This is a genomic window from Shinella sp. G-2 (assembly GCF_050172695.1).
In the GTDB taxonomy this organism is placed as follows: Bacteria; Pseudomonadota; Alphaproteobacteria; order Rhizobiales; family Rhizobiaceae; genus Shinella.
Window position 1 is genome coordinate 1 of sequence record NZ_JBBEYH010000030.1, and the last position, 23,283, is coordinate 23,283.

Below are 23,283 nucleotides of genomic sequence, written 5' to 3' on the forward strand. Positions count from 1 at the left end.
GGACTGGCGGCGCATCGCAACCCGCTACGACCGTTGCGCGCATACCTTCTTCTCGGCAATCTGCATCGCAGCCACCATCATCTTCTGGACCTAATCAATGAGTCCTGAGCCTAGAGGAGCCCTTCTTCCTTGAACGCGGCCTGCGTCTTCGGTCGAGCGAGAACACGCTCGCGCAGCTTCAGGGCCTTCGGATAGGCGCTGAGATCGATCTGCATGTTCACACCCCAGCCGATGATGACGGAGGCATAGGCATCCGCCTGGGTGAAGTCGGCGCCGAGCCAATAGGGATTTTCATCCGAGAGCATGGCTTCGAACTGGCCCATGCGGCGGTTGATGTTGGCGATGATGCCGGGCTTGGCGTCTTCCGAAAGATTGGGCGCGAACAGGATGCCGAAGGCGACATGCAGGTCGGCGCAGAAGCCCAGGGCCTCCTGCAGGCGGGCGCGGGCGACCGAACCATAGGCCGGCTTGAAGGCGGGGATGTCGGAATGATCGCCGACATACTGCAGAATGGCGGCATTCTGGGTGATGACGAGACCCGGCTCGACCTCCAGCGCCGGGACGGCGCCGCGCGGATTGATGCCCAGATAGTCGGCTCCATGCTCCGTCTTCTTGGTCTTCAGGTCCACGGCTTCCACGGTATAGGCAAGCCCGGTTTCGCTGAGGACGATATGCGGCGCGAGCGAGCAAGCGCCCTTCTTGTAGTAAAGTTTCACGGAAGTCTCCTGTCTGTATGCGAGCGCGCTTCTATCAAGTCTGGCGCGCCGGGCAACGCCTCATCGGCATGCAACCGCAGGATGGATTTCACAGAAGCGTGATGGCGGCCGCGACCGAATTCGGCGCGATCCGGCCCGGCACCCCGGTTCCAGGCTCATGGGTGAAAATGCAGCGCGACCTGCAGGCCCGCAATCTCGTGTACCGGCATGGCATAACCGAAGACGGCTTCGAGCGTGGCGGGGGTGAGAACAGCGCGGGCAGACCCGGAAGCGAAGATCTGCCCACCCTTCATCGCGACGATGCGGTCGGCATGGGCAGCGGCCTGGTTGATGTCGTGGATGACGATGACGATCGTTCGTCCGTTCTCGTCGGCGATGCGGCGCAGCGAGCGCATCAACTCGCGGGCATAATACATGTCGAGATTGTTGAGCGGTTCGTCGAGCAGAAGATAATCGGTGCCCTGGCAGAAGGTCATCGCCACCATGGCGCGTTGGCGCTGGCCGCCGGAGAGCGTGTCGATGAAGCGGTCGGCGAGGTCGGCAAGATCGAACTGCGCCAGCGCCGCGTCGATCAAGGCATCGTCCTCCGCCGTCAGCCGTCCGCGGTGATGCGGGAAACGGCCGAAGCCGACGAGCTCGCGCACGCGCAGCCGGCTCGCCGTCGCGGTGTCCTGGCGCAGGATCGCAACGACCTTGGCAAGGTCCCGGCCATGCGTCTTGTCGACGGGAAGACCGTCGATGGAAATCGCGCCCGTCTGCAGCGGCAGGAGCCGCGCCATCAGGGACAGCAGGCTCGATTTTCCGGCACCGTTCGGCCCGACGAGGGCAGTGATGCCGCCTTTCGGGATCTGCAGGCTGACGGATTTCAGGATCTGCGCGCGGCCGATGGTCAGCGAGACGTTTTCGACAAGGATCATTTCCGGCTCCCGGCAACCAGCATGAGAAGAAAGACGAGGCCGCCGGTAAATTCGATGACGATGCCAAGCGTGGAGGCGCTGCCGAGACCGTGCTGCAGCAGCGTCTGGCCGCCGACGAGCAGGATGATCGAGACCAGCATGGCGGCCGGCAGAAGCACCCCGTGCCGGCGGCTTGCCGTGACCTTCTCCGCGAGGGCGGCGACGAGAAGGCCGAGAAAGGCGACGGGGCCGACAAGCGCCGTCGAAACGGAAACCAGAGCCGCGACGAGAAGCAGGAGGCTTGTCACGCTCTTCAGCCAGTCGACGCCGAGCCCGATCGCATTCTCCCGGCCGAGCAGCAGGACGTCGAGAATATGGCGCATGCGCCAGGCAATGGCGACACCGGCGACCGTCAGGACCGTCGAAACCGCGAGCAGGTCCGTCTCCACGTCGTTGAAATTGGCAAAGGTCGTGTGCTGGGCGACCGCAAATTCGTTGGGGTCGATCAGGCGGGCGACGAGCGCGGCGAGGCTTCTGAAGAAAACGCCGAGGACCACGCCGGCGAGCAGCATCAGCCCCATGTCGATCCGCATCTTCAGGATCGGAAAGAGCAGGGCACAGGAGAGACCCATCAGCAGCAGCACCTCGCCGCCGAACTTGAGCCGGGCATCGAGCGTGGCGAAGCCGATGCCGCCGATCAGCAGGATAAGCAGCAACTGGCCGAAGACATAGAGGGCATCGAGCCCCATGATCGACGGCGTCAGGATCCTGTTGCCGGTGACCGTCTGGAACAGCACCGTCGAGACGGCGATCGCGATCGCGACCTCGACCAGCGCCACAAGGCGCGTCAGCCGCAGTTCCAGCGCGAAACCGATATTGCCGCGCAGGCCGACAAACAGGAAGGCGAGGATGCAGAGGGCGGCGATCCCTGCCAGGATGACAAGGCGGCGATCACGCATCTCTGGCGCGCCCGAAAAGCAGGATGAGGAAAAGACAGGCCCCGGCGACCCCCATGACCGTGCCGACCGGAATCTCATAGGGGTAACGCAACAGACGGCCGATGACGTCGCAGCCGAGCACCAGGGCGGCGCCCGCAATCGCCACCCAGGCGATCGAGGCGCGGATATTGTCGCCGAGCAGGCGGGCCGCAAGGTTGGGAACGACGAGGCCGACAAAGGGGATCATGCCGGCGACGCTGACCGTCAGCGCGGTAATGACGGAGACGATCACGAGGCCAAGCTGCAGCATGCGTTCATAGCTGATCCCGAGCCCGATCGAGGCATCGCGCCCGAGCGACAGAATGGTCAGCCGGTCTGCAGCCCACCAGGCGATGGCAACCATCGGCACGGCGATCCACAGAAGCTCGTAGCGGCCGCGCAGCACGCCGGAAAACTCGCCGTTCGTCCAGATCTCGACATATTGCAGCAGATCGGCCTGCCAGGCGACGAAGGTGACGCCCGCCCCGATCACGCCGCCATAGACCAGGCCGAAAAGCGGCACGAGATAGGGCTGTTCGGGCGGCAGGCGATGGGCGGTCATCATGAAGACCGTCGTGCCTGCGAGCGCCGTGGCGGCGGCGCTCGCGGTCTTGACCGCGAGCGAAGCGGCGGGATGAAAAAGCGTGACCAGCAGAATGCCGAGAGCCGCGCTTTGCGCGGTGCCGGCGGTTGCCGGTTCCACGAAACGGTTGCGGGCGACGGATTGCATGATGAGGCCGGCAATGGCGAGCCCGGCGCCCGAAAGCATTGCGGCCAGCGTCCGGGGCAGGCGGCTGGCGAAAAGCAGATGGAGGCTGTCCCGGTCGAACCCCAGCGAGCCCGCCGGACGGCTCGCGCCGACCGAGAGACTAACGAGAAAAAGCGCCGCAAGGGCGAGCGGCGCTATCCAGAGGGTGAGAGGGCGTTGACGTGATCGACGGGTCATTGCGGCGGGGCCGAGACGAAGGCGTCGGTGATTTTCTGAAGAACCCGGTGCGTCGACTGGATACCGCCGGCAGCGATGTAGAAATCGGCCGACGGCAGGTAGATGACCTGGCCTTTCTGCCATGCGACCGTCTGGGCAACGAGCTCGTTGTCGAGGGTTGCCCTGGCATTCTGTTCGCCCGAGCCGATGGCTGCGGCGCGGTCGAGCACGAGAAGCCAGTCCGGATTGGCCGCGCGGATGAATTCGAAGGATACGGCTTCACCATGGGATGCCGCGGCGACATCCGGCACGGCCGCCGGCAGGTCGAGCGCCTTGTGCACCCAGCCGAACCGCGAGCCCGGGCCATAGACGGAGATCTTCGGTCCATTGGTCATGACGATCAGCGCCTTGCCCTTGCCGGCAACCGCACTGCGCGCCGCCTCGACAGAGCGGTCGAGTTCCGCCTGCACGGCCTTGGCCTCCGCCGCGCGGCCGAAGAGCGCGCCATAGGCGTCGAGGCGCTGCCTTGCCTGAAGCAGCAGATCGTCCCCATCCATGGTCATGTCGATGGACGGCGCGACCCTGGAAACGGCATCGAGCCTGGGGGATGACCGGCCACCGATGATGACGAGGTCGGGCGCCAGCGCGTTCAGCGCCTCGAGATCGGGCTCGAAAATATCGCCGACCGGTTCCGCAGCGTCCAGCAGGCCGGAGAGCTCCGGAACATAGAGCTTGGACGGCAGGCCATCGAGCTTCACGCCGAGCCGGTCGAGCGTGTCGACCGCCGCGATATCGTAGACCGCCACCGTCTTCGGCGTCGCGGCGATATCGACCTTGCCTCTGGCGGTCTCGATCTCGACCGCTTCGGCCGTTGCGCAGGAGGCGAGAAGGGCAAGGGCTGCAAGGAGTTTGCGTAGGAACATGGAGGTCACCAGAGATTAGAAATTCGCCGACCGGCGCAGTGGGGCGGTGTCGATGATGGCGCCGGCCAGTTGCTGGCGGTCGCGGCTCAGCACGTCGAAGCAATCGGCCCCGAACCATTCCAGCGATGCGTCCGCGGTCATGTCTCCGGAAAGTTCGACGAACAGGCGTGCATAGTCGAAGGCGCCGGCAAAGAGCGGCGTCATCGCCTCCCGCCGGCCGGCGGCGGAATAGACATTGGCCGGCTCGAAAACGTCGAGGGCATCGCGTGAGGCGACGTTCTTGAGATGGTAGTGGCGGATATGGGGCCGGAGCGCCCGGTGCATGGCGACCGGATCGTCGCCGCCCTCCCAGACATGCAGGACGTCGAAATTGATCTTGAAGGCGGGATGGCGGACTTCATCGATCAGGCGCAGGGTCGACGTGCCGGTATCGGCGAGCGTATTGGGGTGCGTCTCGACAAGCAGCAGCAGGTCGTGGGCTTCGGCTATCGCCGACATTTCCCTCAGGCGCGCGACGATCTTGCGGCGATCCTCGATGGAAGTCGCCGCGCTGGCGCGGTTCCCGGCAAAAATCCGGATCTTTCGCGCGCCCCAGTGCCGGGCGTGGCCGCAAAGGTTCACCGCCATTTGCCGGAGGGTGGCGGGGTCCGCTTCGAGCGGCAGGTAATGGCTTACCATCGGCACCGTGAGGCCGAATCCTGCCAGCCATTCGGCATTTCTCCCGGGCTGGCCGGCAAGATTGAGCGCATGGGCGCCCCACAGCTCGATGCCGTCAAAGCCGTGGTCCCGCGCCCAGCCGGCAATCTCCTCGATCGAGAGCAGGTGGTGGCGGAAGGTGATGGTGCAGAGGGAAACTCTCATCGCATGGCCCTCATGGCTTCCGGCGCCCGTTCGGTAGGAAAGCGGTCCTCGCACCATTGGTCGAAGATCGCGCCGAGCTTGGACTTCAGCTTGAACTCCTGCGCGTCGGTCTCGTCGATGCGCTTGAGGACCGCGGTGGCAAGTCCGGCATCCGCCGTCTGGCCGAGCTTCATGCAGTCGTAGTGCAGGGTCTTCAGACGCTGGACCAGAGCCTCGATCTCATCGCACCAGCCATCGAATTCCGCCGCCGGCAGTTTCAGCGCCCGCCAGAAATAGGCAAAGCCGTGCTCGTAGGCATATTTGCGGATGGTGATGACGGGGAGTTCTCGGACGGCAAGCGGCAGATCGGCAAGCGTCAGCCCGTCCCGGCCTGCAAGATGCGCACGCACGATCTCGCGCAGGCGCTCGGCAAGCGGATTGTCGTGCCGGCGGAAGCAGGCTTCGAAATAGGCGCGAATGTCGGCATCTTCCGGTGGATGGGCGGTGCTTCCGTCAAAGGCATAACCGCCCGCGACGGTCGGCTGGCGCACGGCATTGAGCACCGTCTGGCGAGAAATCTCGCCTTCCCAGCGATAGTCCGGATCGAGCACGCGGAACGTGTCGGGATTTTCGGAGGTCTCCAGCATCAGGTAATGCGGGAAGGGGTTCTGGTTGAACTTGTTCTCGCGCTCCGGCAGATGGAACATGTCGAGCATGACCATTACGCTGCCTTCGGCCGGGCGCTGCGCGACACGCTCCAGAAGCGTCGCGATATTCTCCTCCTTCGAGCGCGCCGCATCGTACCATTCCTCGATGGCGACGCCGTAGAGCCGCTCGAACCAGTCACGGAAGAAATCCTGCGTGATGCCGGGGCCGTGATAGAGGAGCTGCGCCCGTTCGCCGACGGCAAAGGGCGTATCCCATATGCCGAAATAGAAAGGCCGGTGGTCGAGCTTCCGCTTCTTCAATCCGTCGCAGACGCAGCTGACGAAGCAGTGCACCTTGATGTCGTAGTCCAGTTCGCCATGCACGCCTTCGCCCGCCGCGGGTACGGCCACAGGCGCGGCTGCCGGAGCGCTGCCGCGGGCGAGAAGGCCGGCGAGATCCGCCACCGTGGCGATATCCTGCCAGCTGATGATTTCCTCGGGCACGCTGAGGCCGAATTCGAGCTCCAGATTGAGGAAGATCTGCAGGATCAGCACGGAGTCGAGGTAAAGATCCTCGTTGAGGCGCGCCTCCGGCGCAAAGCCGGCGAGGTGCGGGTGGTTCATGTGGCGGTCAAGGACCGTGCGGATGGCCGCGATGATGTCGGCTTCGCTCATTCGGCGGCCTCCTTGCCGGGGTTGAATGCGCCGGCGGCAAACCGCGCGGCGACATCGCGCCGGCTGATCTTGCCGTTGGCCTGGCGGGGAACCTCATCGACCTGCACGATTTCGGTCGGCAACTGGTGGGAGGACAGGCGGGCGATGCACCAGGCGCGGATGTCCTGGGGCGAGACCGGCTCGGTTGCCGAGAAGACCAGACCGACCCGTTCGCCGGCAAACCGATCTTCGCGGCGGAAGGCGACGGCATCGGTGACGGCGGGCATCGTCATGACGGCGTCTTCGACATCGCCGGGATAGACGTTGAGGCCCGATACGTTGATCATGTCGTCCATCCGCGAGACGAAGACGAGCATCCCGTCCGCGGTTCGGTAGCCGAGATCGCGTGTGGCGATCGGCCGGCCGTTGCGCGTCACGACGATTTCGCAGGGCGCTTCGGCGGAGGCGCCGGTTTCGAGCGACAGGTGCGGCAGCACATGGCCCATGTCGCTGGCGGCCGTCAGGTCCGGATTGATCGCGATGCAGCCGGCTTCGGAGCAGCCATATTGCTGGAAGAAATGCTCCGTCCTGGCGCGGATCGTGCCGAACCACGCCTCCGGCAGCAGGGTGCCCGAGGTCATCACCGCATGCAGCTTGTCGCCCTCGGGCGTCAGGCGGGCGAGCGTGTGCAGGATGGCGGGCGAGGAATAGAGAAGGGCGCGCTCGGTCTCGCGCAGGCGCCGCTGCAGGTATTTCGGATTGGCGGTGTTGAGTATGAGCGGAGTCTGGCCACGCTCCAGCGCGACGAGGATGCCGCAGATGAGGCCGTAGGAATGGGTGGTCGGGCAGGCGACGACCGGCGTCATCGTCTCCGGCGCGCGGAAGGTGTCGACATAGCTGCGCACCTCCGCATCGATCTCCGACCAGCTCCGCGCGATGCATTTCGGCGCGCCCGTCGTGCCGGAGCTCATCTGGAGAAGCTGTCCCTCGCCGGCCCCTTTGGCGACGAGGGGATCGCCGAGCAGTTCCGGGATCGTGCTGTTGTAGTAGAGCCGGTCGCAGCCGGCGGTGCGGGCGAGCTTCAGCGCCGCTTCATGGGGCGTGCCGGGGTGGATCGGCAGCACGCTTTCGCCGCGCGCGCGGATGGCGAAGAAGAGGGCAAGCCAGTCGGCGGTTTCGGGGAAGCAGACGGCAAGCCTTCCGCCGGGCGCGCCGTCGAGGCCGGCCGCCTCGGCCATCGCCTCGATGCGGTCGTTGAACTCTTCGCGCCCATAGGCGCGGTCGTCGATCTGCAGCATGGTTCCTCCAGTGGCCCGCCGTTCGGGCGCGAATGGATTGGGAATGGCGTGGTGATATTCGGGTGCGGCCGCGAGCAGCTTCCGCACCATCAGCGATTCCGAGCGGATGGTGCGTGCGCGGTGGCCGAGCCGTGCCTGCCGTTCGGCAAGGCCGTGCTCGGCGGCATAGGTTTCGAGCCGCCGGGCGATCTGCGCCCAGAGCACGTCTTCCGCTGCGTGGCCGGCGGTTTCGACGAGATGGGTGAGATCGGTGAGATTGTGGACGAAGAGCGTGTCCATGACGAGTTCGCGCAGCATGTCGAGCGCGTTCGTCCAGTAGTAGTCATCCGGCGCGGCGGCGGCGTAGACCGGGTCGAGCGCGGCAAAATCCGGCGCAAGAAGCGGGTCGCGCAGGAATGCCGGCGCATATTCCATGCTCTCGTGAAAATCGCGCAGGATCAGCCGTTCCGGCCAGCCGTCGCGATGGACGAGCAGCATGTTCTGCGCATGGGCCTCCACGGCAATGCCGTGCTGCACGAGAAGGTGCCAGACGGGGAGGACCGCAACCTCGATGAGGCGCGCGAACCAGGCCTCGAAACCATGGCGCGCAAGCCACGGCGCAATGAAGGGCGCGCCATAGGCCTCGAACACCGCAAGCGCGTTGAAGGGCACGATCGCCTCGCCGGGCCGCAATGTCGCCTCCGCGCTTTCGCGCCAGATGGCGGCGATCTCGCCGGCGAGCGGGCCATCGCGATCGGCGATGATGCCGGCATATTCCTTCAGGATCGTCAGGGGATAGCGGTCCGCGAACAACGGATCATCAGCCACGACCCGGGCGATCCAGTCGGAAAGGACGGGCGCGGTGCAGACGGAATGCGCTGCGAGGATGCGGCGGGAGGAGGTGTTGATGATGCCAAGCGCAAGCTTGACGCTGGCGCGCTGCGGCGCGTCGATATTGTGCAGCGAACGCACGGACTGGCTTGCGACATACCGGTCGCCGGCCGAACCGAGGAAATGCGCCTCGCCGCGTTCGAGCCAGCCGGCAAGCCGGTCCCGCCTGAGATAATCCCATTGCCAGGGATGCAGCGGGAGGAGGCCGAAATCCTCGGGGGAAAGGCCAAGGGCGGCGCGGCGGGCCTGAAGGTCCGCATGGGCGTCGGCGCCAAGCTCGGCGGTCCAGAAGGCATCCTCGTCGGCGGGCAGCGCCTGCCGCAGGTGCCGGCGGGCGACGAGCAGCCAGACAAGGCGGAAGGGCGTGCCGGCCTCGGGCCCGTAGGCGCGGTTGTCTTCTTGGGTGAAGCCGGCGCGCGCCTTGTAGCACGGATGATAGGGATGGCCTTCGTCGAGCGCGCCCTCGATACCGGAAAAGGACAGGGCGCGGCGGTCGCGCGGCGCGATCTCCCTGCGGTTCCAGCGGGCGAAGGCGACGGTGAGGTCCAGTTCGCTGGTCAGTTTCGCGCGGTTTTCCGCCGGGCCGGGCAGGGCCGGGACGATGTCCGCAACACTTGCCGCCACCCAGCCGCTGTCCCGCCGGAATTCGACGGAGAAGGGGCGGATGCGCGGCCGGCCGAAGGGACCGATGGTGGCGTGGCAGCGATACGCCCGGTCGCCCTGCTGCCAGACGAGATGGCCCGATCCGGCGCGCACCGGCGTCACGACATGCTCGAAGATCAGCGCGGCGACGAGCTGGCGCAGGACACGGTCGTCGGGGCGGGAAACATCCTCAAGAGGCAATGGCATGGCCAAGCCTTTCCGTGGCGCACGCGTTCCAGAGCGGGTTTGCGATGCGCCGATAGAGCGTGCGCGTGTCCTCCGCCTGCAGCTCGTCCACGCCGAAAAGCCGCGCCCTGAGGTTCGCCTTGGAGGCGATGGTCGGGGAATGGATGAGGCTTTCGGCAAAGCGGGCGCCGGCCCCGGTCAGGACGCGCGCCAGGTTTTCGAGACGCCGGTGGAGGATCGCCAGCAGCACCGTTTCGTCGGCAAGGCCGTCGTGGCCCATCCGCGAGATGACCGAGAAGATCTGGTTGACGACGGCATAATAGGCAAAGCGGTCGTGGATATCGGCTTCGGGAAAATAGAGGCCGTCGATTCCGTCCATGTCCGGGACCAGCCGGGCGAGGGAGGCGCGGTGCCGCTCCGCAAGGTAGAAACCCTGGTTGTCGCGATAGTAGTAGGCCGAGGGAAAACCGCTCGACAGGTCGAGCAGGCTGTTCTGCTGGTGGGCCTCCAGCGCGATGCCGAAATCGTCATAGAGTGTCAGCAGCGGATCGAGCGCATGGTCGAGATAGCGTTCGAACCAGATCGCGGCAATGCGGGCGAGATCCCGCCCGTTCCCGGCCGCAAGCCGGCGCAGGATATCCTCCAGCAGGGAGCATGCGCCCGGCAAGGGATCGGCCGTCAGGGCCGCGAGCGTCACGATGCCCCGGTCACGCCCCGTGCCGAACGGGTTTTCCCTGAGGATCACCTCGAAACCGCTTTCCACACGGCCGGGCATGGCGAGCCTGATATGGGCTGGGTCGCGGATGATGTGGAAGCCTTGATAGCGTCCGGCTACGCCCGCCCGGTCGATGAGCCGCGCGATGGCCGCGCCCGCCTCCAGTTCATGCAACCGGTTGACGCGCAGCGAATTGGTGATGCGCACCGGAAGCGAGAATTTCAGCATGAAGGGCAGCGCGGCGTTGTAGACGGTGCGCACCGAGGACGTGGCGGAAAAACGCGGCCCATGGGCGCCGAGCGCGCGCAGCGCGCCATCGTCGATCAGCGCCTGGACGGCGGGGTCGAGCATCAGGGCTTCCGCCTGCAGCGGGTGCATGGGAAGAAGCGTTTCGCCGGGCCCCAGCGGCACGTCCGGCGCCAGCGACCGTACGATCTCTTCGGCGCTGCGGCCGAGCGCGCTGTCGGCACGCACGAGGTCGCGTGCCACGGCGAAGTAATGCAGGCGGAAATCGCCGCCGAATTCCGGGGCATAGGTGCCCTGCTGCCAGAAGTTCATGCCCTCGCGGCTCTTCGGCGTCGGGTGCAGCCAGTGGCCATAGGCGACCGTCTGTTCGGCCTTCAGGAAGGTGACGCTTTCGGCGGTCAGCGGGCGGGCGGCGCCGAGATTTTCCGCCGTGCTCTGGTAGCTCTGCATGACGCGCAGCATCAGGCCGAGCTCATAGGCGCGGGCGCTGTCGCGCTGGCCGCCCTCGAAAAGCCGGCCGGAATCCTGGATCATGAGGGGCACGGCGTTCATCGGATCGATGCCGCGCCATTGCGGGTCGGCCGCCGGGCGGATCCAGATCGTGCCGAAATGCAAGGGACCGCAGAGCGAGCGCGAGGAGATTTCGGCACGCAGAACGAGGCGTTGGCCGGCCAGCGTCCATTCGAGGCATTCGACACTGCGCGCGCCATCGCGATGCATGACGGAGATGCCGGGATTGATCTCGCGAAGATAGCAGTTCGCGAAACTCTGGAAGGTTGCCGTTTCGGCCATGTGTTGCGTGGAGATCATGGTTCACCTGGAACGCCGGCCGGGCTGCCGCGGCATGCGGCAAGCCGGCTCGAAATTGACGATGGATGGCGGTCGTGCGCTCAGGTGACGGCGCGCCAGGTGAAGGGCGGCGGCGTTTCCCGGAAGGCGAAACGCAGGAGATGGTTCTCGATGACGGCCTTGGTCTCGCGAAGGCCTTCCGCGTCGGCGGCCGCGACATGAATGTCGAGCCCGTTTCCAGCGACCGTCAGGACCGAGGTGCCGCAGGAAAAGCGGCATTCGCCGCGTGTGTCGCCATAGGTCACGTCGACCTTGTGGGCGAAATGCTTGCAGAGCTGCTGCAGGTACTTTGCACTGTTTTCGGTTTCAAATCGGGTGGTGGCTTCCATGGAGGGTCCTCCTCTTTCCGATGGTCCGCTTCCGGCGGCAGGGCGCCGCCGGAAGCGTTGTCACTAGAAGGTGGCGCGCACGCTCAGCATGAACGAGCGGCCGGGCTGGTAGAGCGGCGTGACGCCCGGGAATTCCTGGCCGTAGGTCGCGCGGTCTGCATAGACCTCGTCGAAGATGTTCTTCACGTCGGCGCGCAGGGTCAGGTTCTGGTGATCGACCGGCTTGTATTCGAGATAGGCGTTGAACACCGTGTAGGCTTCGAAGGGCTTGTTTGCGGGTTCCCCTGCCGCGGCCGCCGGAACCTTGTCGTATTTCAGCGCGATCTCGACGTCACCGCCGACCGTCACCCCGTAGTCGGCGAAGGTATGGGCGGCGGTGACGGTGACGATCTCGCCGACGGGGGTCGTCAGATACGTGCCGGTGTCGGAATCCGCCGGCTTGCCGTCGATGCGCGTGTCGGTGTTGATGTATTTCACGCGCAGGAAGCTGTCGGTCCATTCGTAGCCGGCGGCGATGGAAAAGCCTTCCGATTCCACCTCCCGGGCCCTGTAGGCCTGGGCATAGCGGGCGTAGCGCGCATTCTCCATGTCCGTGCGGAAGACCGAACCTTCGAGCGTGAAGCCGTTATAGGTGGCGACGAGGCCGATCGTGTAGTTGTCGGCGGTCGTCGGTTCCGGTGCGGGCAGGTACGTCCAGGCCGGGTTCAGGATGAAGTTTTCCGCCAGCGGAATGCCCGACCAGACATGCGAGTAGCCGGCCTTGGCCGTCAGGAAATCCTCGATGAGATCGTATTCGGCCGAGACGTTGCCGCTGAGGCCGGCATTGTCGAATTCCTGGCCGCCGGTGCCGGTGAACCATTGCCGGTCCGCGCGGCCGCCGAAGGAAAGGCGCGTCCGCTCGAAGGGTTCGAGGCGCGCCTGGACATAGGCCCCGAGATTGCTCGCCTTCTCCGTCGCGGCATCGTAGAGGTCGTCGAGCTCAGCGCGGTCGCTGTAGAAATCGACGCCTGCCGTCACCGTTCCGATATCGAAGTGGAAGCGGTTCTCGAACTTGCCGTTGAACGTCGAGGTCACGCCTGCGATCGGGTAGGAGACAGGTCCGGTGCCCGGCTTGGGAAAGACCGTCGTGTCGACCTCGGTCGTGCCATAGGCAAGAACCAGCTTCGGATCCCACCACCCCTCGGGCGTCTCGTCCGTATAGGTGAAGACGGTGTTGTTGCGGTCGAGGCGATAGTCGCGGATGTCCTTGTCCCACGGCTTGCTGCCCGTGGTGGTGCGCATGTTGGCGCGGAAGGGACGCGGCGCATCGTCCTTGACGCTTTCGTGGCTGAGTTCGACGCGGTCGCCGCTTTCGAATTCATAGGCGACCTTGCCGAGGCCGCTCAGGAAGTTGGTCCGCGTGCCCGGTACCTTGTCGCCATTGCCGTCGGAGAACTCGCCGCCCTTGCCGAAGTTCAGATAGCCCAGGAACTCGTACCCCTGATGGATGCCGTAAGCGGAAAGGCCGGTGCCGAAGACGCCGCCATTCGTGTTGTAGGTGGTGTTGACGAAGCCGCCGAAGCCGTCGCCGTCGAGGAAGTCGCGCGCGTCCTTCGTCTGGTATTCGATGGCGCCGGCCAGCGCGCCGGGACCTGCATCGGCGGGCGCCACGCCCTCGTCGACGCTGACGGCCTTCAGAAGCGCCGGATCGATCAGCGTCGTGGCATTGTGGTGGAACACCTTGTTGTTCTGCCGGCTGCCGTCGATGGAAACGGCGAGGTTGGTTTCCTCGATGCCGTTGACATAGACCTTCTGCGACATGGGCAGGGAAGAGCCGACCTTGACGCTCGGTTCCTCGCGGAAGACGTCCTGAAGGTTTGCGGGGTTCTTCCGTTCCAGATCCTTGGCGGTGATGTTGACCTCGCCGACGTCGCCCTGGCCGACCTCGCCTTCACCCTCGACGGTCACCTGCTGCAGCGTCGTCGCGCCATTCTCGACCGAACCGGTGACAAGCGGGGAAACATGCTTCGGCGTCACGATCGCGGTGCCCTCGGGCGTGATCGAATGGCGCAGATCCGCCCCTTCGAGCAAGGCGGCCAGTGCCTGCCCGGGCGTGTAGCTGCCCTTGATCGCCTTCGAGGTGATGCCGTGCGATGTCGTGGCGGCAAGCGAAACCTGCAGGCCCGACTGGCGGCCGAACGTATTGAGGGCGCTTGCCAGCGACTGCGCCGGGATATCGAAGGCCATGGTGCCGACCCGGGCGGTCTTTTCCTGCGCCGCGGCCGGCTGAAGCGCCGCCTGCGGCAGGATGAAGACAAGCGCCACGGCCGTGGAAACCATCAGCCTGGCAAAGAAGACAGTGCGGACCTGCGCCCCCGCGCGTGTTCCGTTCATTCGATCAAGATGCAAACGCATTTTACCCCCGGCATCATACCCTGGGACGCGCCGCCCCGGCGCGCATTCCCGGTTCAAAGACGACGGGCTCCGGGATCTTTTTCACGCCGGGCGCAAATTTCTTGATTTTTTCGGAAAACTTTTCGTGAGCCCTAGAAACGCGAGACGACGCGCACGTAATTCGAGACCGCGCGCACCTTGCCGCCGAGCGGCTGGACGAGGGCGCGCAGCGCCCGGTCGGGATCGGTGAGATCGTAGAGGCCCGTCACGCGCTGCCGGCCAAGCGCGCCGTCGGGCAGGCTGATCCAGGCCGGATGGTAACGTTGCAGGCGCGCGACAACGCTTTCCACCGTCACGTTGTTGACGAACAGCAGCCCGTTGCGCCAGGCGGCGATTTCTCCGACGGTCACCGTCTCCCGCGTAATCTCGCCGGTATCGTGGTCGACCGTCGCCATATCGCCGGGCGCCATTTCCGCAACGGCCGATGTCGCCGCGCCGGAAAGGCCGACGACGCCACGGGCGAGCTGCACCGTCGTCGAGGAGGGATCGAGCGCCACGTCGAAGGCGGTGCCGAGCACCACGACCCTCGCTTCGCCGGCTTCCACCGTGAAGGGGCGGGCGGCATCGTGCGCCACGTCGAAGAAGGCTTCGCCCGACAGGAGGCGCACCCGGCGCTCTTCCGGCGTGATGTCCACGCCGATGGCACTGCCGCCGGAGAGATTGACCTGCGACCCATCCGCCAGCGTGACCGTGCGGCTCTCGCCGGTCGCCGTCATAACGTCCGCCTGAAGACGAAGGAGAAGGGCAGGGGCGACGAGGATCGCGGCAACCGTGGCCGCAACGGCAAAAGCAATTCCGGCGGCCCAGCGGCCGCGGCGCCTGGCCGGAAGGGCAACGACGTTTTCGGCCGCCCTGACCTGCCAGAGATCGGCATGTTGCGGCTTGATCTCGCCGAGCAGCGCCCATGTGCGCAGGGCTGCCTGCCAGGCGGCGCGGTTGTCTTCGGAATGCTGCAGCCATGCCTGCAGACCGTCTGCGGTCTCGTGACATTGCGGCTTGTCCTTGAGGCGTAGAAGCCAATCCATGGCCTCTTCCATTGCGCGCCGCTTGTCTGTGTCGTCCCTGGTCAAGATACTACCTGTGCCCCGGCACCCCGTGCCGTGCTGCGCGTTCTAGCCGAATAATCGATCTCTGCGTAGGGACGATCTGCGGGCAATTTTTTTTCACACCGCCGTCAGGAAGCGGCATCGCCGAGACGGAGCGCGATCTCGACCAGAGCGGTCCGCACATGGCGGTGCGCCGTCGCGACGGAAATGCCGAGATGGGCCGCCACCTCCTCCAGCGTATGTCCGCCGAAACGATGCATTTCGACCGCGACGCGCACGTCGACCGGAAAGCCGTCGAGCACCTGGCGGACGATCTGCAGCTCCTGCGATACCTGAACGTTTTCCTCGGGTGTCTCGACAGCGCGGGGGATCGACCAATAGGGCGGCTCGTCGTCGCGCTCCCTCATCTCGATCTTCCGCCGCTTGATGACGTCGAGGCAGAGGTTGCGCACGATGCGGTAGAGATAGGCGAGTGTCTGCGCTGCGGCCGTGCCGGTCGTGTTCGACGGCGAGAACCGGATGAAGGCGTCCTGCACGATATCTTCCGCCGCTTCCCGCGAGCCGAGAATGCGCGTGGCGTAACGCACCAGAGCCGGCTTGTGGGTGGCGTAAAGCAGCGCCGTCGCATCCCCGTCCTTCAAGACGTCTCGTTCCTCTCCTGCTGGCTTTCCGGCAGGACAAACGCCGCAAGCCACGCTGCATCACGCTGGCGGAACGCAGCTGTGGCAGCGGTCGCCGTGGGAAAGGGCATAACTAAGTTGACAAACGTAGTCAAGTTTGATGCGCAAGCCACCGGCGATTTCGACGCTGGGTCGCTTGCAGGCTAATCTTGCGGACCGGCTTTCAGAGCCTGCAGGATCGTCCAGCCGAGGGCAATCGGCGAGAGCAGCGGTGCGACGAGGATCAGGATGGCCAGCAGCACGATGCCGAGCACATCCAGCGCCGCGATCGCCGGTACCCATGTTTCCATGAAACCGGCGAAGGCCTGGTAGCAGGCCGCCAGCAGGAGAAGGTCGGCGCCCGCCAGCCACCAGGGCGAGCCGTCGAAAGAAACGACCCAGGCGAGGCTCGCGAGAGAAATGCTCATGGCGAGCAGAATAAACATGGCCTGCAGCACGTAAGATTTGCGAGAATGCACTTTCCGGCGCGTAACGGTGGTTCCATGCACGCTTTTGCCTCCCTCTTCCCAAGCCGCGCGGCATGCCGCGATCCGGAAGCCATGGTCTATGGAAAAAGCGGACGAAACGCAAAGCCGCGGCCGTCGCCGGCCTGCGCATCGCTCGAGCGCCATCGATGATGCCGGCCTTTCGCGGTTGCAACGCATGACCGATCCGCATCGTCCGTCCGCGGCCCATTTCGACGCGCCGGTCTGCCGCAATTGCGGCGCCGCGCTCTCCACGCCCTTCTGTTCCGCCTGCGGCCAGAAGAAGGCGCGGCGCTTCGGCTGGGGCGAGGTGCGGGACGAAGCCTGGGACAAGCTGCGCTGGTTCGAGGCCGACATGGTCAAGGCGGCCCTGCGGGTCACCTTCGCCCCGGGCAGCGTGGCGCGCGCCTATGTGCTCGGCGAGCGCAAGAAACATGTGCACCCGCTGAAGCTCCTGCTGGCGGCCATCGTGCTGTTGCTTGTCGTCATCCACCAGACGGATTTCTTCGGCTCCGCGAGCCCCGGTCTCAGCAAGGCGCTGGTGCTGGTGCAGGCCTATTCGAAATGGTCGTTCTCCATCGGGATCGTCGCCATTCTGACCGCCTCGTTGATTGTTTTCCGGCGTCGCGGCGGGTTCAACGTGGTCGAGCATCTGGTGCTGGCGACCTATGCGCATTTTGTGATCCTTGTCGCCAACATCCTCAATCTGCTGCCGCTCTACTGGTGGACGGGTATCGAGGCGGTGAAGGCACATCGCGCCATCTCCGGCTACTACATGGGATGGGTCGAGGCCGGCATTGTCTTCGTGGCCTTCACGCAGTTCTTTTCAATCGATCTTCGCCGGCAATGGTGGTGGCCGCTCATCGGCACCGCCGTGTTCTACGCCGTCAAGAAGGGCGCGCTCTATCTCTACGGGCGCGCAGTGATCCGGATCGTCATGATCCAACTCGCTTGAGGCGAGGATGGCGGCTCCGGAATGTCAACGAGGAGGAAATCAATGGTGATGAACCTGCGAACCTGGAAATTCATGCTCGGCCTTTCCGTGGCCACGATGGCGCTTGCCTGCGGGGCGAGGGCCGGCACCGCACCGCTGTCGCGCGCGGGAGAAGGCTTCCTGACGCCGATCCCGAACGGCGCGGCGATCTGCGACGACATGTTCAGCCGCCTCGAGAAGAAGGACCGCGGCGTGCTCGTCGCCGAGGCGGAAACGAAGACGCCTTCCGAGCAGGAACTGGCCGCGGAACTGAGCGAGTTGCTGCAGGCCTGTTCCTATGATGGCCAGGCCTTCAAGGTGGATCCGCGCGCCCTGGCCGGCACCGATGGCACGGATGGCAAGGAAGCCGTGCGCAACATCATGCGGTTCACCGGCCTGCCGCAGAACTTCAAGGTCGTCGAGGGCGAAGTGCCGAACGCCGCCGCGCTGATCGTGATGGGGGGTGACGGCGTGCCGGAACGCGTCATCGCCTATAATGCCGTCTTCATGAAACAGGTGCGCGAGGCAACGATCAACAACGATTGGGCCAGCATCTCCATCATGGCGCACGAGATCGGTCATCACCTCTCCGGCCATACGTTGCTGCCGGGCGGCAGCCAGCCGCCGATCGAGCTGGAGGCGGACAAGTTCAGCGGCTTCGTGCTCTACAAGATGGGCGCGGCGCTGACCGACGCCACCAAGGCGATCAGCACGCTCATTCCCGAAGAGGACGGCCCGACCCATCCCGGCCGCAAGAAGCGGCTGGTGGCGATCGAGGCGGGCTGGACGGAATCCTGCGAGCAGCAGGCCGGCCCCCAATGCAGCGACACGGCGGTCGCCGCCGCCGATCTGCAGCCGGACGCCGGCGTCGAGGCCAAGACGGAAAGCGGCTCCGCGCCGTCGGAACTCACCACGGACAGCCAGGCGCATGCCGCGGCCGGCAGTGAGGCGGCTTCGCAGGATCTGGCGGGACTGACCCGCGAGGTGCTGGAAGCCCGGCTGATCGAGGCAATGGGCAAGCTGACCAAGCCGGATGCCGATATCGATGCTGTAAGCAAGGAGGTCGAGGCCATCAACAATGCACTGGCGTCAGCCGGAAGCGCGTCGGCCAAGAAGCCGGAAACGGTGGCAGCCGGCCCCGTGGACAGGATGCCGGTGCTCGATGCGGCCAGCACGCCCTCCAAGTTCGACCGCTTCGTCTATGACGAGCTCGGCATGTTCGATCCGGCGATCAAGGAGACGTTGGCAAAGGCTGCCTACGACTTCGCCGAAAGCAACAATATCGAGATCGTCACCATCGTCGCGAAGGACCTGCAGGGGCGCAGCGCGGATCAATATGCGCTGGATGCGATGCGCCAGTTGCGCGTCGGCAAGCTGGAGGTCGGCAACGGCGCCGTGCTGGTCGTCGCGCCCGGGAGCCGGCAGACGGGCATCGCGCTCGGCGCCGGTCTCCTCGTGGAGTATGAGGACAGCGAGCCGCTACGCGGTTATCTCGAGAGCTTCCTGACGCTGCTCGATGGCGGCACGAAACCACCGGCCGCCAGCGAGCTGATCGCCGAAGCCGGCTACCGCATCATGCGCGACACCAAGCCCTGGGAATGGAACGTGCGGTTCCAGAGCCTCGAGGACATGGTCGCCGCCGAAGCGAAAGCCGAGGCCGACCTTGCCGCGACGGGTGCGAAATACGACCCGCTGAAAAGCCCGTCCTGGCGCAAGCTGGCCCGGGTGCGCGCGACCATCGTGACGACGACGCCGAGCCGGGACGACAAGGTACTGGACGTGAATACCATCAAGGAGGAGCGCATCGGCCCCGCCATGCATGTCCGCTCCGCCGAGGGCCGCGACGCCCTCGTCTACGTCAATCCAGCCGCCGCCGCGCTGATGCCGGTGCCGCTGGAAACCGGCAGGACCTATGCCTTCGTCGTCCGTGAAAGCTTCCTCGCCGGCGACACGCCGCAATTCGACCTGATCAGCTACGATCTGATCGAATAGGCCTTTGCCATGCCTGCCGCATCCCAATGGGACCGGGCGGCGGGATTGCTGAAGGTCTGAGGTGGACGGATGGCCCTCACAAGGGGCAACAAGCGGGCCGGAAATACACCCGGCCCGTTCCATCGCGTGGCGGTCCGCGATGACGGTCTTTAGAGGAGCTGCCAGCCCCGTTCTCCACTGCTTCCGACGGTGATCTGCATCAGCCAAACGCACTTCGTGCCGCAGTCCCGCCTTCCGCCAGGCTGGATTTCAGCCAATCCCTGAAAGCGGGCAGCACGGGATGGTCTGACTTCACGAGGTCGACCACGAGGTAGTAGGAGCGTGGCGAGCGGATTGCGATGTTGAAGGGGCGAACGAGCCTGCCGTCCCCCAGCGCATCCCGGCTCGTCAGCTCGTCGCCCATCGCGATGCCTTGGCCGGCGATGGCGGCGGAGAAGAGAAGGTTCATATCCGAAAAGGTGATGCCCCGAGCGGGGTCGGAATTTTCGACCTTGGTCAGCGACAGCCAGCGTGTCCAGTCTTCGAGATCGCCAAGATGCAGCAGGTTGGTGCGCAGTACATCGACTGGCTTTGAAAGCCCCCCGAGTTTGTTGAGCAGGCTTGGGCTGCAGAGCGGGGTGAATTCCACGTCGAAAAGCAGCTCCACCACGTGGTTTGGCCAGTTTCCGTCGCCGAAGGCGATGAAAGCGTCGGTGTCGGCGTTGCTGACATCGTCCAGCCGGCGGGGGGTGAGGATGGAGAGCGAGACATTGGGGTGCATTTCCTGGAAGGACGCGATGTGGGTGCACAGCCAGAGCGAGGCGAAGCCGGGTGTGCAACTGATCCGGAAGGAACCGCCGATGCCCTGACCTTGCTGCATGCCCGCATCACCCAGCATCGTTAGCGCCTTGTGAACGTCATGTGCATAGCGCCGGCCGCGCGCGGTGAGCGCCACGCCCTTGCCGATGCGCTCAAGAAGGTCGAAACCGAGGTCGCTTTCGAGCAGCCGCAGTTGGTGGCTGACGGCGCTTCGCGTCAAGTTCAGCTCCTCGGCCGCCCGCCAGACACTGCCGTGCCGCGCGAAACTGTCGAGCGCGCGCAGCGCCTGCGTTGATGGAATCCGCGGTTTTTCCGGCATGCCAAGCCTGCTCTTTGGTGAATAGAATTTGCAGAAAATGGTAAAATAAATCGCTTTTTGTGCAAGGGATTTGCTGATTACCTGATGGCAACGGCAGGGGCACCCGAAGGGAACATCCCGCCGCTATCCAATATTCGACAGGTAAATCAAGACGATGCGCTCCCTCTACGATCATCGGCCGAGCCATGCGGCCGACCATGTCTTTGCAGACCTCGTCCTCGTCAACGGTCGCATCTATACCGGCGATCCCGGCCTGCCCTGGTGCCAGGCTCTGGCGGTCGCGCGCGGGCGTGTTATCGCGCGCGACGATGTCGAGCATCTGATCGGCGCACAAACCCGGGTGATGGATATCGGCGGACGTTTCGCCATGCCCGGCCTCTATGACATGCACACCCACCCGGATCTCGCGCTCGCTCCGCGCTATGCCGAGGATCTCGACATTGGCATCGTCGATCCGACACCCGAGCAGGTGCGTGACGCGGTGCAGGCCTATGCGGCCCGGCATCCCGACCGGGAGTGGATCTACGGGCAGTATTTCGTCCGCTATACTTTCCGCCAGGCAGGCCTCGTACCCGGTCGCGACTGGCTGGACAGCGTCATGCCTGACCGGCCGGTCGCGCTGCTCGACCGCATGTGGGGCACCATGATGGTCAACAGCATGGCCCTTCGCCGCGCCGGCATCAGTGCGGACACGCCGGACCCGACGAACGGCTATCTTGAGCGCGATCCCGTCAGCGGGGAGCCGACGGGCCTGCTCATCGACGGTGCCTACGCTCTCATCCATGCGGCGATGCCGCCGACGCCCGTCGCGGTCTTGCGTGCTGCCTATCGGGACGGGGTGCGCTATCAGTCTGCGCGCGGGGTTGTCGCGACCAAATATGTGCATGTCTGCGAAAGCCGGCTGAACGCCCTCCAATCGCTCGACCAGGCCGGCGAGCTTACCCTGCGTGTCGAGGCGGCCATCAGCTGGCAGGACGACATCTTTCCGGTGCGCCGGCGCTGGGAGTTGCTGGCCGGCGAGCGCCACTATTATCGCTCGGCCAGGCTGAACGCCAATGCGGTGAAATTCCACTTCGACGGTACGGTGGAGCCGCGCTCGTCCTTTCTCATCACGCCCTGGGACGGCGGCAACGCGGGCTGGAGCGGCAAGCTGAACCTTACGCCGGAGCATCTTGCCGATATGATCTGGGACATGGACCGACAGGGCATCCGTGTCATCGCCCATTGCACGGGGGATGCGGCGTCCGACACCTTTCTCGACGCGGTCGAGGAGGTGCGCGGGCGGCCCGGAGGGCTCAACGTCCGCCACCAATGCGCACACAGCACCATCCTGCACGGTGGCAATCTCCGGCGCTTCCGCGATCTCAACGTCACAGCCGAATTCTCGCCGGTCTCATGGTATCCGTCGAAATTCGTTTCAGGCGCGCGCTCGGGCTACGGCCCGGAACGCCTGTCGCGGGCCTATAACGTCAAGGGCGTTCTGGAGGCCGGCGGTGTCGCCGTCATCGGTACGGACTGGCCGGTCAGCCCGCTCGATCCGTGGATCGCGCTCGAAACGCTGGTCACGCGCGCCAATCCCTGGGGCGAGGGGGAGGGGCGGTTCGGCGAACCGATTTCCCTGCCACAGGCCATCGACGTCATGACGCGCAACGGCGCCTGGTCGATGGGCATCGAACATGAGGCAGGTTCGCTCGAGATCGGCAAGTCGGCCGACATCATCGTGCTCGATCGCAATCTCTTCGAGGTGGAGCCGCAGGGCAACATCCATTCAACGCGTGTGGACCTCACCTTCCTGCAGGGCCAGTTGGTGCATGACCGGTTGAACGAGCGCTCAGAAGCGGTGTGGCAAGGGGAGGCGCCGAGCCTATGGTGACCGGAGCCAACGCGACAAGAAACGCAGCCCCGATCCCGGTCACGGTGATCGGTGGGTTTCTGGGGGCGGGCAAGACAACCCTCGTCAACCATATCCTGGGTGGTGACCACGGCTTGAAGATCGCCGTGATGGTCAACGATTTCGGGGCTGTCAACATTGACGCCGCCCTCATCGCCTCGGCGGAGGGCGGGCTCTACAGCCTTTCCAACGGATGCGTCTGCTGCGGCCTCAACCAAGGTCTGGTCGAGCAGATCGAGGCACTTCTGGCGGCTCGCGCGGACATCGACCATATCATTGTCGAGGCAAGCGGCGTGGCCGATCCTGCCCGCATCATGGACACGGTGCGCTATGCCCGTTTTGCCGGGCGGCTGCGGGCGGATGCCATCGTGGTGGTGGTCGACGTCGCAGGCTTTGACGCCGCCCGCGCGGCCGCCTCCGGTCTTGCGGATGTGCAGGTCGCATCGGCCGACATTCTCATCCTCAACAAGGCCGATCTGGCGGGCCGCGCTGCGGTGGATGCCTGGCGTGCGCGCTGCGTGTTTCCGGATATGCGATTGATAGAGGCGACGCAGGCGCGCGTGCCCTTCGACCTGCTCTTTGCCGGGCCGGTGCTTGCGCGCGGCGTCGTCTCGTCCTTTTCCGCCGAACCCGTCAATGAAATCGCCGTCAGCGCGACCTGGCGGCATGACGGAGTGGTCGATCTGAAGCGCGTTCAGGCCGTGCTGACCGGCCTGCCGGCCTCGGTCTATCGCGCCAAGGGATTCCTGCACACGGAGGGCGGCCGGTGCTTCGCCGTCCACCTCGTCGGAACCCGTTTGACCGTCGATGCTGCAGCATGGGCGCCCGAGGGGATCGACACCGAGAACGTGCTCGCGCTCATCGGTTTCGGCGAGCGTCCGCCTTTCGAGGCCATTCTGGCGCAACTCGACCGTTGCGCCGCTCCACCTTCATCTTCGCCATCAATCTAGCGGGACCAATCCATGGGAGGAAAC

At 65.2% G+C, this 23,283-nt stretch carries 19 protein-coding genes and 1 pseudogene; 5 read left to right on the top strand and 15 right to left on the bottom strand.

Annotated elements, in window-relative coordinates; genetic code table 11:
* Positions 1–94: pseudogene (locus tag V8U06_RS26010) on the top strand (IS5/IS1182 family transposase); the annotation flags it as partial.
* A gap of 16 nt (positions 95–110) precedes the next feature.
* On the opposite strand, the gene gst reads toward V8U06_RS26010, so the two are convergent.
* From gst to V8U06_RS26080, 14 genes are all read right to left on the bottom strand, one after another.
* The gene (gst, locus tag V8U06_RS26015) at positions 111–716 is read right to left on the bottom strand and encodes a glutathione transferase (RefSeq protein WP_427143145.1); all 606 of its coding nucleotides are present in this window, start codon (positions 714–716) and stop codon (positions 111–113) included.
* Positions 717–871: 155 nt separating this feature from the next.
* Positions 872–1,633, bottom strand: a complete 762-nt coding sequence (locus V8U06_RS26020) for an ABC transporter ATP-binding protein (protein ID WP_427143146.1) — start codon at positions 1,631–1,633, stop codon at positions 872–874.
* Positions 1,630–2,571: an iron chelate uptake ABC transporter family permease subunit gene (locus V8U06_RS26025; protein WP_427143147.1), complete on the bottom strand. Its 942-nt coding sequence runs from the start codon at positions 2,569–2,571 to the stop codon at positions 1,630–1,632. The genes V8U06_RS26020 and V8U06_RS26025 overlap by 4 nt, the downstream gene beginning before the upstream one ends.
* Positions 2,564–3,535 (bottom strand): ABC transporter permease, encoded by a 972-nt coding sequence (locus V8U06_RS26030; protein WP_427143148.1) that lies wholly within the window; start codon positions 3,533–3,535, stop codon positions 2,564–2,566. Before V8U06_RS26030 ends, V8U06_RS26025 begins: the two co-directional genes overlap by 8 nt.
* The gene (locus V8U06_RS26035; RefSeq protein ID WP_427143149.1) at positions 3,532–4,437 is read right to left on the bottom strand and encodes a siderophore ABC transporter substrate-binding protein; all 906 of its coding nucleotides are present in this window, start codon (positions 4,435–4,437) and stop codon (positions 3,532–3,534) included. The genes V8U06_RS26030 and V8U06_RS26035 overlap by 4 nt, the downstream gene beginning before the upstream one ends.
* A gap of 15 nt (positions 4,438–4,452) precedes the next feature.
* The gene (locus V8U06_RS26040; RefSeq protein ID WP_427143150.1) at positions 4,453–5,298 is read right to left on the bottom strand and encodes a sugar phosphate isomerase/epimerase family protein; all 846 of its coding nucleotides are present in this window, start codon (positions 5,296–5,298) and stop codon (positions 4,453–4,455) included.
* Positions 5,295–6,599: a DUF6005 family protein gene (locus V8U06_RS26045; protein WP_427143151.1), complete on the bottom strand. Its 1,305-nt coding sequence runs from the start codon at positions 6,597–6,599 to the stop codon at positions 5,295–5,297. The genes V8U06_RS26040 and V8U06_RS26045 overlap by 4 nt, the downstream gene beginning before the upstream one ends.
* Positions 6,596–9,595: an IucA/IucC family protein gene (locus V8U06_RS26050; RefSeq protein ID WP_427143152.1), complete on the bottom strand. Its 3,000-nt coding sequence runs from the start codon at positions 9,593–9,595 to the stop codon at positions 6,596–6,598. Before V8U06_RS26050 ends, V8U06_RS26045 begins: the two co-directional genes overlap by 4 nt.
* A complete protein-coding gene (locus tag V8U06_RS26055; protein WP_427143153.1) occupies positions 9,579–11,345 on the bottom strand; it encodes an IucA/IucC family protein in 1,767 nt (588 codons plus the stop codon). The genes V8U06_RS26050 and V8U06_RS26055 overlap by 17 nt, the downstream gene beginning before the upstream one ends.
* A gap of 80 nt (positions 11,346–11,425) precedes the next feature.
* On the bottom strand, positions 11,426–11,713 hold the full coding sequence (locus V8U06_RS26060) for a DUF2218 domain-containing protein (protein ID WP_226922676.1): 288 nt from the start codon (positions 11,711–11,713) through the stop codon (positions 11,426–11,428).
* A gap of 63 nt (positions 11,714–11,776) precedes the next feature.
* Entirely contained in the window at positions 11,777–14,086 is a 2,310-nt protein-coding gene (locus tag V8U06_RS26065) for a TonB-dependent receptor (protein ID WP_427143154.1), read from the bottom strand.
* Positions 14,087–14,238: 152 nt separating this feature from the next.
* Positions 14,239–15,171 carry a FecR family protein gene (locus tag V8U06_RS26070; protein WP_427143155.1) on the bottom strand — a complete coding sequence of 311 codons (933 nt, stop codon included), beginning with the start codon at positions 15,169–15,171 and terminating at the stop codon, positions 14,239–14,241.
* A 149-nt stretch (positions 15,172–15,320) separates the two neighbouring features.
* Positions 15,321–15,833 carry an RNA polymerase sigma factor gene (locus V8U06_RS26075; protein WP_427143156.1) on the bottom strand — a complete coding sequence of 171 codons (513 nt, stop codon included), beginning with the start codon at positions 15,831–15,833 and terminating at the stop codon, positions 15,321–15,323.
* A gap of 182 nt (positions 15,834–16,015) precedes the next feature.
* Positions 16,016–16,279 (bottom strand): hypothetical protein, encoded by a 264-nt coding sequence (locus V8U06_RS26080; RefSeq protein WP_427143157.1) that lies wholly within the window; start codon positions 16,277–16,279, stop codon positions 16,016–16,018.
* A 235-nt stretch (positions 16,280–16,514) separates the two neighbouring features.
* Here V8U06_RS26080 and V8U06_RS26085 point away from each other — a divergent pair, with 235 nt between their 5' ends.
* Entirely contained in the window at positions 16,515–17,291 is a 777-nt protein-coding gene (locus V8U06_RS26085) for a DUF3667 domain-containing protein (protein ID WP_427143158.1), read from the top strand.
* Between the two features lie 42 nt (positions 17,292–17,333).
* The gene (locus V8U06_RS26090) at positions 17,334–19,301 is read left to right on the top strand and encodes a TPM domain-containing protein (protein ID WP_427143159.1); all 1,968 of its coding nucleotides are present in this window, start codon (positions 17,334–17,336) and stop codon (positions 19,299–19,301) included.
* Positions 19,302–19,500: 199 nt separating this feature from the next.
* Here the strand turns inward: V8U06_RS26090 and V8U06_RS26095 are convergent, their stop codons facing one another.
* Positions 19,501–20,418 carry a LysR substrate-binding domain-containing protein gene (locus V8U06_RS26095; RefSeq protein WP_427143160.1) on the bottom strand — a complete coding sequence of 306 codons (918 nt, stop codon included), beginning with the start codon at positions 20,416–20,418 and terminating at the stop codon, positions 19,501–19,503.
* A 154-nt stretch (positions 20,419–20,572) separates the two neighbouring features.
* On the opposite strand from V8U06_RS26095, the gene V8U06_RS26100 reads away from it, so the two are divergent.
* Positions 20,573–22,291: an amidohydrolase gene (locus V8U06_RS26100; protein WP_427143161.1), complete on the top strand. Its 1,719-nt coding sequence runs from the start codon at positions 20,573–20,575 to the stop codon at positions 22,289–22,291.
* Positions 22,285–23,259, top strand: a complete 975-nt coding sequence (locus V8U06_RS26105) for a CobW family GTP-binding protein (protein ID WP_427143162.1) — start codon at positions 22,285–22,287, stop codon at positions 23,257–23,259. The genes V8U06_RS26100 and V8U06_RS26105 overlap by 7 nt, the downstream gene beginning before the upstream one ends.
* The last annotated feature ends 24 nt before the right edge of the window (positions 23,260–23,283 follow it).